Source organism: Sulfuricurvum sp., from assembly GCF_022759005.1.
Taxonomy (GTDB): Bacteria; Campylobacterota; Campylobacteria; order Campylobacterales; family Sulfurimonadaceae; genus Sulfuricurvum.
The window spans coordinates 1-8,992 of record NZ_JAEMQA010000099.1 but is presented as its reverse complement, the minus strand read 5'-3'; the positions used below and the strand labels follow the sequence as shown (position 1 = coordinate 8,992).

Genomic DNA, 8,992 nt, shown 5'->3' with positions numbered 1-8,992 from the left:
GTTCTGCCCCCATTCGTCGGATTTGCAGTGCGAGTGCTTGGAAAATACGCAGGGCAATATCACGCTGGGGATCCCCGCTGTGTTCCAAATCGCACAATACGACGACTTTTTCGGCATAGAGTCCCTCTAACGCGGCGCTTGGTCCGAACTGCTCTGTTCCGGTCATCGGATGGGCGGCAACGACGTTGGACCGGATGACATCCGGTATCGCATTGACGATAAGAGCTTTGGTGCTTCCCAAATCGATGAGGGTTTTATCACTCCCTGCCAAATCGGTGGACCGTTGCAAAAATTCGATAACCCCATCAACGGGGACCGCCAAAAAGATAACGTCGCATTGGGCCTTTAGCTCTTCAAAGCTCACAAACGATTCGACCAACCCGCGCGCCAAAGCCACCTCTTGGTGAGAGGGATTATGGTCGCATCCGGTAATAGAGGAGACGAACGAGAGGTGTTTTAGCGCTAACGCCATCGATCCTCCCATTAACCCTAACCCCACAATACCGATTTTCATAGCTGCCCTTTGTGTATAATGGTGCTATTTTAGCCCTTTTAAGTTTAATTTACGCTCCTATTAATCGAGAGAGTGATAGAATAAGAGACTATTTTAACGCAATGGAAGTTTTGGCTTGAAAACAATACCCCTCTCTTTGATCGTTGCCGGTGTTTTGGTACACGCATCGACACAAAACGTACAATCGATTCAATACGAAGGCATGATCCATATTTCAGAAGCGGTTGCCAAACGGCTCAATGAAGTCAAAGTCGGCGAGCCTTTAGATCCGGCAGCGGTCGATAAAACCGTCAAAAACTTTTTTGATCAAGGTTATTTTGAAGATGTTTGGGCAGATGAAAATGAGGGAAAAGTAACCTTCCATTTTAAAGAGAAACCGGTTATCTCTAAAATCGAGCTCAAAGGGTACAAAGAGAACGATGAAGAGGCGAAGAAAAATCTTTTGCAAATCGACAAAGGATCTCTCTTTGATGAAAAAAGACTTGAAGGTGCCAAAAAGCGTATTGTTGATGCATTGAGTCAGGATGGAAAAATCGACTCTGTTGTCGAGATTGAGAGCGTAAAACTCGATAACGGCAGTATGCAAGTCACTTTTGTGGTGAATGAAGGTCAAGAAATCATCATTAAAAAACTGACCTATGCGGGTGTTCTGACTCAAGATCCAGACGATTTTGACAGCATGATTGCCAACAAAGAGCATCAGTTTATGGGATGGATGTGGGGTCGAAATGACGGGAAGATGAAAGTAGCGGAGCTGCAATACGATCCACTCCGTATCCGCGATTTTTATATGCAGCGCGGTTACCTCGATGCAAAAATCGATGAGCCGTTTGTCGCGGTCGATTTTGATCATTACGAAGCCCAAATGAGCTATAACGTTTTTGAAGGGGACATTTATCGGGTTAGCGATATCTTGGTATTCCAAGACACGAAAGTTATTGATGATCAAGCGCTTTTGGATGTTATCGAGCTTAAAAAAAACAAACCGTTCAATATCAAAACATTCCGTGAAGATGCCGATCGCATTAAAACGAAAATTGCCAATTTGGGATATGCGTACGTGCAGGTACAACCGGATCTCAAAAAAGACAAAGATGGGAAAACCGTTGATGTCATCTATCGCATCAATCCTGGGAAAAAAGTTCACATCCGAAATGTCATCGTATCGGGAAACAACCGAACGCTCGATCGTGTCGTTCGCCGTGAATTGTTCTTGGCTCCGGGCGATTTGTACAGTTTGAGCAATCTCAAAGATTCACGTAACGCTTTGGGACGTACCGGTTATTTTGAGAGCAATACGATCGAAGAGAAGCGGATTGACGATGAGACAATGGATCTCATCGTGCAAGCCAAAGAGGCACCGACGGGGAACATCCAACTCGGTGGAGGATACGGAAGCTTCGGAGGAATTTTGCTGAACGTTGCGGTAAATGATCGCAATATTTTCGGTTCGGGAATCAATGTCGGGTTGCAGCTTGAAAAATCTCAACGTACCCGAAACTATTCTTTTAATATTTCCAATCCGCGCCTCAATGACAGCGATTTCAGCGGGAACTTTTCGGCATTTAACAGCTCGACAAAATATACGAGTTATACCACATCTTCCAAAGGATTAAGTGTCGGGACGGGTCATCGTTTCAACCGATACGTCAGTGGATATGTTGGGTATAACTACTCCCAAAACACCTATACAGATATTGATTTCAATACGACGATTCTGAACCCGCGCTATTTCGAAAGTTATGCAAAAAGTTCGGTGGTCGCTTCTGCAACGTATGATAATACGGACGATTACTACGTTCCGCGTGAAGGGATCACCGCTTCTCAAAGCATTGAAATGGCAGGAGTCGGCGGAGATGCCGATTTTTGGAAAAGCCGTACGACATTCGGTGCCTACCAAGGTCTTCAAAAATGGACCGATTTCGATTTGATTCTCCGCTATAAAGCACGATTTAATTACGCTAAAGAGACCGGATTGCTTCCATTGGGTGAAAAATTCTATATGGGGGGGATCGGTTCGGTTCGCGGGTATCAATCGTATTCCCTTTCTCCGACCGATGGAACATTTAATACTTCCGGCAAACCATTTAAAACAGGTGGGACGGAAACTTTCTCAAACACTCTTGAGTTCAGTGTACCGCTTGTTCCGGAAGCAAAAATGCGTGCTACTGCATTTGTCGACTACGGTATGATCGGTGAGAGCAGCCTAAGTGAAATCAAACGGGGTGGTTATGGTGTTGCATTGGAATGGTTCAGCCCTGTGGGACCGTTGCAGCTGGTATTTGCAAACCCTATCAGTAATAAATCGGGAGACGATATCGCCCACTTCGAATTCACGATCGGGCAGCGTTTCTAAGCTCTTTCCCCTTGGGAGGGAGTTCGCCTAGGGGGTAACCCTTCTCTCTTTCTAAGCAAAAATCACATTCAGCGATTTTGGCACCACCAGATTCTTCATTTGTTCTTGTGTGAGATAAAGAGCTTTTCCTGAAACCGTTAGATTATCACCCTCCAGCTTGATCTCAATATCGGACGCGTTGATACGTGATGCCAAAAGGATATGGGAGAACCATAGCAAAAAGCTTAGGTTATTGAGTGTAGTTGAATCAGGAAGAAGTGCTCCGTAACTGTTTTTTGGAATCAAATCAGAAGATAACGTCCCCTTTTTAAACAGTAGAAGATGAGAGATCAGAGCGATTTGACGATGACTCAAACCGTAGTCCAAGGCGTTCATTGCCAAATAATGGCTGTGTCGCTGATAGGCGTAATAGCGAATGCCGATCCCGATTGAGAGGAGTTTTGCCGCCATAACGAGTTCGCTTTTGAAGATCGTGTCAAGTTTGAATTTCTGGTGCAGCAGATCAAAAAGCCGTTTTGAGAGATGGGCACACTGCAAGGCGTGATCGCTGTATTGTACGTAGGTATCCAAGAGATAGCGGACGCTTGGATTGTAATTGGCAGGGAAGCGATCACCGGCATTGCGGAGAAGATCACTTAAAAATACCCCTTCGCGTACCCCAACGCCACTACATATTAGTGTTTTAGCGTGAGTAAAGCGAACTATACGTTCTAAAATTAGCGCACCGGGTTTAATCGTATCGAAACGATCGGGTTTGATAAAGAGGGCACGGAGTTTTTTTGGTGTCGCTTCTTGAATTTGATCGGTGAAACTCAAAAACGAATCGTGTTTAGTGGAATAGGCATGCAATTTTTTGAGAGGATATTCCTCTTTTTTCATCAATGCACGCGTGAGGGCTCGAAACGTTCCGCCGATTCCGATGAGGGTTGTTGTTTCTAAAGGAGGAAGAGAGTTAAGAGCATCGTCGATATAGGCGATTGCCCCCTCTATGTTCGCGGTATCGAAAAAGAGCTCTTTGATTCGAACGGTTCCGATATTGAGGGAGAAAAGCTGTTCTACTTTACCGTTGCGTATGAGGGTAAATTCGCTCGAACCGCCTCCGACATCAACACTAAGGGCGTCACTAAAGGGGGGGAGGAGATTTGCACACGCTATACCGCCGTAGTAGGCCTCTTTTTCACCGCTAATGATTTTTATCGAGAGATTATGCTCACGTCGAATACGGGAGATAAAGGTGGAAGCGTTAGGAGCATCACGCAGTGCTGAGGTAGCGACACAAAGGATTTTACGGGCACCGAAAGAGCGGGCTATTGAGAGAAATTCTCCGATAGCACGTGCGGTACGTTCCATCGGTTCATGCTGAAGATGACCATTGTTTTTATAGGCATGTTCACTTAGACGGACGGAACTTTTGGCCTCGTGAAGGATATGAAAAGCAAAACGGCTGGTTTTTTGAAAGACCGCCATTCGCATGGAATTGCTTCCGATGTCGATAACAGCGGTACATGAAGCCATTTTTACTCCTCTTCCTCCATTAATTGTTTGTGTTTATAGAGAAGCTCTTGCATCGTTTCGACATTATCTTTGTCCGGTTCAATACAATCAACTGGGCACACAGCGATACATGCAGGCTCGTCATACGTTCCTACGCATTCGGTACAGCGATCTGGGTCGATGATATAAATCGGATCACCCTCTTCAATCGCATCCATCGGGCACTCTTCACGGCATGCGTCACACGCTATACATTCATCGACTATAAGTAATGGCATGGTTTAACCTCTAATTGTTTCGTTAGTGCGCGATTTATAGCGAAAGGAACCTTTGAGGAGTTTTAAACGGCTCCATCTTATCGCTGCGGAAGGAGACAGCAAAGTTTAGAGGGGAGGACAAGACGTGCAACGGTACCGTCAACTCCGTCATGACGATTTGTGAGTGTGATCGTCGCTCCGATCGCTTCTGCGGCACTTTTGGCTAAAAAGAGCCCCAGCCCTACCCCAGACTTGTTTCCTTGGCGTTTAAAGGGTGCAAAGAGATCGACACTCTCATCAATACCGCATCCCTCATCGATCACCTCGATAACGATACCGGTTTCATTCAGATAGCTTTGAAAAATGATCGTTTTATCTTCAGGGGTAAATTTGAGGGCATTTTGCAAAAAGTTTTGCAAAATTTGATTTAACAGGGTCACCTGCAAGATTGCACTGAAGGCATCGGGTTCAAAATTAGCATTGAGTTTTTTGTTTTCACTGTTCGCCAGAAGTTTGAAATCCCCTTCCCATTTTCGGAGAATTTGGATGATATCAACCTGAACGGGAACTTCAAGCTGTGCCCCCTCTTGTCGCCCGATATTGAGAATATCGGCGACGATTTTATTCATCTCATCGACGCTTTGATTGGTGATTTTTATCGCTTCGATATACTCTTCTGGAGTCCGTTTTTTGATCAGGGTAACCTGATTTTTGAGTTTGATGACGGCCAATGGGGTTTTGAGTTCATGTGCCGCACCGATGAAGAGCTCTTTTTGGTATTTGACAAAATTTTGGATTCGTCCCATTAGCCGGTTCAAGGTCTCTCCCAAAGGTTCGAATTCATCGGGGAGTTGTTCGACTTTGATGGGGCGTATCAAGTGCTCATTCATGTTGGCCAATCGACGGGTGAGTGCGCTGATCGGAGCAATCAACATTTTTGAAAATGCAATCGCATAGAGGATGATGACGACGAAGCCGACGGCATTGATCAAATAGATCGAATTCATGATTTTACGCAGCAGTCGTTTGGTCGGGGTAATATCACGGCTGATTTTCAGATACGATGAGTGTTCAAAATCGAATGGATAGATGAGAGTGAGGGTGGTTGTTTTATCTTTGTGTTGCGTCTCGTAAAAATCGATTCGTTCATCGTTTTTGTTCAGGGTAATGAGCTCGACGTTTAGTCCCATTAGTGCATCGGCATTGTTTTGCTGTGTTGCGGAAAGTAATGATTTGTAGGAGGAAATATTCTCGGCATAGTCAATCAATTCGGCCTGTTTTTCATCGTAAATGGATTGCTTGATAAAAAGGTATAAAAAGGAGGAGAAAAGGATGACCAATGCCGCCGAAGCGACAATGAGCTGAAAGAGAAAGCGACGTCTTATGCTTCTTTTGGAAAACAAAAACGGTATCCTCGGCGGCGCACGGTTTCGATGGTAGTGATACCGAGCGGTTTATCCATTTTTTGGCGGATTTGGTTGATCGCAACTTCGATAACGTTCGGGGTAACCAATTCAGGCTCTTCCCAAATCGCGTCGAGAAGCTGCTCTTTAGAGACGATTTGGTCACGATGACGTGCAAGGTGAGTCAATACTTCAAATGGTTTCCCTTTGAGTTCGATCTCTTTTTCTTTGTAGATGATTTTTTCTTCTTCAGGGTTGATGGTCAAATCATCGATTTCGATAATGTTGCTTCCGCCGAAACGTAAACGCGCTTCAATACGTGCGACAAGAACATCGAAATCAAACGGTTTGCGGATATAATCGTCCGCACCCGCTTTAAGGGCTTCAATTTCGCTCTCATTGTCATCACGTGCTGAGAGGACGACAACGACGGTTTTAGGGGTATTGCTTTTAATATCTGGGATGATGTCGACGCTGTTACCGTCCGGAAGCATCCAGTCCATCAAAATTAGGTCATAGTTACGAATATCGAGATAGTACTCGCCGTCTTTTAGGGTTTCAACGACATCGCTTTGGTAACCAAACTCTTTGAGCCCTTCAGCAAGGGTTTTATTGAGGGTTACTTCATCTTCAATGATCAGAATACGCATTCAGATTCCTCATGGTACGGAAATTTTGCCGAAATGATACCATAGTTTTAGAAAATTTTAAACTTTTTTTCAATTTTTTTTAAAAAATGAAATTTTTTTGAACGCCTACGGTGCAATTTGGGAGAATATGAGGCTTTCTGATGGTGAGAGTCAGTGATTGGATAAGAGGAAAATTTTGTTTGAGCATTTGAGCGAGATGTTCTAAAGCGGTTTCAACCAATTCAAAGCACTCTTTTTGCATCGTTGTCTTTAATTGTTCAACCACTTCGGCGTAGTTGATAAAGTTTTCTTGATGATAGGTATAGTCGATAACTGCGTCAATCACAACCTGCTGAGGGGTTATGCGTTCAAAATCGAGAATTCCGATGATGGTTTCAAACGTGAGATTCTCGATGAGGATTCTCATACGACGCGCTTCTCTTCCCCTTTGAAAAGACGGACGAAGTTTGGAATATGTTTGTAAAAGAGGATAAACGCGATAAAGAGAACCGGAGCATGAAACATACTCGGATAAAGGACGAATGAAGCGACGATCAATCCGATGAGGCCGAGCATGGATGAGAGCGATGAAATACGGATCGTTTTAGCGGCGATTCCCCATACAATCAAAGCAATAGCGGTAGGGATCGGAAGCATAACGGCCATGACCCCCATTCCGGTAGCAACCCCTTTGCCTCCCTCAAACCACATATACGGGCTGAAACAATGCCCCACTACCGCCAAAACGGCGACAAGCCATTGAACGCTCTCGGAGAGTCCGAAATATTTCGCGGCGAGGACGACGGCAATCCCTTTGAGAGCATCGAGTGCGAGAGTAGCGGCTCCGAGCTTTTTAGCTAAAGCGGGGTTGGTCTCTTTGACAACGCGCAACACATTGGTCGCACCGATACTTCCGGACCCAGCATCGGTAATGTTGACACCGGCAAACCATTTGGCGAGGATCAAACCAAAGGGGATACCGCCTAACAAATAAGCGGCCAAATAAAACTGTACATTTTGATTAAATAAAAAATCCATTAGATTCCTTTTGGGATAAACAGTGGCGTATTATAAATCACCGATGGTTACAACTGCCTAAAAAAGTTCTTAAGAACTGTGACTCTTCAACGATGCAAGGGAGTGAGTAGGTTATAATAACAGCTTTACCGTACGTAATAAGGATTATGGATTTGAATACCGAAGAATTAAAACAAAAAATTATTGATCTCAAAAGCCGCCTCAGTGTCACTGTCGTCGCCCATTTTTATCAGCGTGACGAAGTATTCGAGATGGGGGATATCACGGGCGATTCACTCGAACTTGCCAAACGAACCATGGCAGATGACAAAGAGTTTGTGGTATTTTGCGGTGTCGGATTTATGGGGCAAAGCGTAAAAATTCTCAGTCCGCATAAGCGGGTTGTGATGCCGAAACTCGCGTGCTGCGCAATGGCAAAAATGATTGACGGGCTCTATTATGACGAATCGATTGCCAAGCTCGAAGCGGCCGGGATTTCTCAAGAAAATATCCTCCCGATTACCTATATCAACTCCAATGCCGACGTCAAAGCGCGTGTTGGGAAAATGGGGGGGATGGTGTGTACCAGCTCCAACGCCAAAACGATTATTACCAATGCGCTCGCCGAGGGGAAAAAGATCCTTTTCGTCCCTGATCGTTGTCTGGGGCAAAATATCGCTAATATGATGGGGCTAAAATCATGTGTATTAGGAGATGGAACCGATCCCAAAGAGGCGGATATCATTTGTTATGACGGCTTTTGTTCGGTGCATCAGCTTTTCAGTGTCGATGACATCGAGTTTTACCGCAATAAATATCCGGGGATTTTGATCGCCGTCCACCCTGAATGTGATCCCGCTATCTGTGATCGCGCCGATTTTGTCGGATCGACGTCGCAGCTCATCAAGTACATCACGGAACTTCCAACTGAGCAAAAAGTGGCAGTGGGGACGGAGTTTAATATGGTCAACCGTCTTCGTCCGTCCAACACCTACGTCCTCTCCTCCACCAAACCCGAATGTCCAACGATGAATGAGACGACATTGGAAGATTTATACCTTACTCTCAAAGCGATTGAGGATGGTGCGCCGATCAACGAGATCGAAGTGGACGAAGATACGGCGTATTGGGCAAAAATCGCACTCGAGAGGATGATGGCGTTGTAGTAAGTTTCCGTTCTCACTGAGCTAGTCGAAGGGTAATGGAATATCTCCAGTCGTTACCGTGAAAACGGGAACCTAGAAAATGAAGATGAATATATGAATTCTTGTTCGCTCTAAAAGACGTTATTGCTCAAGATTATTTGCGGTTTCAATCATCCA

Annotated in this window: 9 protein-coding genes; 2 read left to right on the top strand and 7 right to left on the bottom strand. The window is 44.9% G+C overall.

The features are described from left to right. Window positions 1-514 (bottom strand): prephenate dehydrogenase/arogenate dehydrogenase family protein (locus JHC35_RS06575; protein ID WP_295043201.1); only part of this gene is annotated, 514 nt, incomplete at its 3' end. Between the two features lie 115 nt (window positions 515-629). Here JHC35_RS06575 and bamA point away from each other — a divergent pair. Continuing rightward, a complete protein-coding gene (gene bamA / locus JHC35_RS06570) occupies window positions 630-2,870 on the top strand; it encodes an outer membrane protein assembly factor BamA (RefSeq protein WP_295043197.1) in 2,241 nt (746 codons plus the stop codon). A gap of 51 nt (window positions 2,871-2,921) precedes the next feature. Here the strand turns inward: bamA and JHC35_RS06565 are convergent, their stop codons facing one another. The 6 genes from JHC35_RS06565 to plsY all read right to left on the bottom strand — a co-directional run bounded on the left by JHC35_RS06565 (window position 2,922) and on the right by plsY (window position 7,691). Further along, a complete protein-coding gene (locus tag JHC35_RS06565; RefSeq protein ID WP_295043194.1) occupies window positions 2,922-4,385 on the bottom strand; it encodes a Ppx/GppA phosphatase family protein in 1,464 nt (487 codons plus the stop codon). 2 nt (window positions 4,386-4,387) lie between these two features. Beyond that, window positions 4,388-4,642: a YfhL family 4Fe-4S dicluster ferredoxin gene (locus tag JHC35_RS06560; protein ID WP_294915440.1), complete on the bottom strand. Its 255-nt coding sequence runs from the start codon at window positions 4,640-4,642 to the stop codon at window positions 4,388-4,390. Window positions 4,643-4,719: 77 nt separating this feature from the next. Continuing rightward, a complete protein-coding gene (locus JHC35_RS06555) occupies window positions 4,720-6,024 on the bottom strand; it encodes a HAMP domain-containing sensor histidine kinase (RefSeq protein WP_295043191.1) in 1,305 nt (434 codons plus the stop codon). Continuing rightward, window positions 6,003-6,674, bottom strand: a complete 672-nt coding sequence (gene hsrA, locus JHC35_RS06550; RefSeq protein ID WP_294895609.1) for a homeostatic response regulator transcription factor HsrA — start codon at window positions 6,672-6,674, stop codon at window positions 6,003-6,005. The genes JHC35_RS06555 and hsrA overlap by 22 nt, the downstream gene beginning before the upstream one ends. Window positions 6,675-6,753: 79 nt before the next feature. Beyond that, complete coding sequence (locus JHC35_RS06545; RefSeq protein WP_295043188.1) at window positions 6,754-7,080, bottom strand: dihydroneopterin aldolase; 327 nt, start codon at window positions 7,078-7,080, stop codon at window positions 6,754-6,756. Further along, complete coding sequence (plsY, locus tag JHC35_RS06540) at window positions 7,077-7,691, bottom strand: glycerol-3-phosphate 1-O-acyltransferase PlsY (protein ID WP_295043186.1); 615 nt, start codon at window positions 7,689-7,691, stop codon at window positions 7,077-7,079. Before plsY ends, JHC35_RS06545 begins: the two co-directional genes overlap by 4 nt. Before the next feature lie 146 nt (window positions 7,692-7,837). Here plsY and nadA point away from each other — a divergent pair, with 146 nt between their 5' ends. Continuing rightward, the gene (nadA, locus tag JHC35_RS06535; protein WP_295043182.1) at window positions 7,838-8,836 is read left to right on the top strand and encodes a quinolinate synthase NadA; all 999 of its coding nucleotides are present in this window, start codon (window positions 7,838-7,840) and stop codon (window positions 8,834-8,836) included. Window positions 8,837-8,992: the final 156 nt, after the last annotated feature.

Bases quoted from the DNA above. Each gene is read 5' to 3' on its own strand.
- JHC35_RS06560 (WP_294915440.1), bottom strand. From the start codon at position 4,642: ATGCCATTACTTATAGTCGATGAATGTATAGCGTGTGACGCATGCCGT.
- nadA (WP_295043182.1), top strand. From the start codon at position 7,838: ATGGATTTGAATACCGAAGAATTAAAACAAAAAATTATTGATCTCAAA.
- JHC35_RS06565 (WP_295043194.1), bottom strand. From the start codon at position 4,385: ATGGCTTCATGTACCGCTGTTATCGACATCGGAAGCAATTCCATGCGA.
- hsrA (WP_294895609.1), bottom strand. From the start codon at position 6,674: ATGCGTATTCTGATCATTGAAGATGAAGTAACCCTCAATAAAACCCTT.
- plsY (WP_295043186.1), bottom strand. From the start codon at position 7,691: ATGGATTTTTTATTTAATCAAAATGTACAGTTTTATTTGGCCGCTTAT.
- JHC35_RS06545 (WP_295043188.1), bottom strand. From the start codon at position 7,080: ATGAGAATCCTCATCGAGAATCTCACGTTTGAAACCATCATCGGAATT.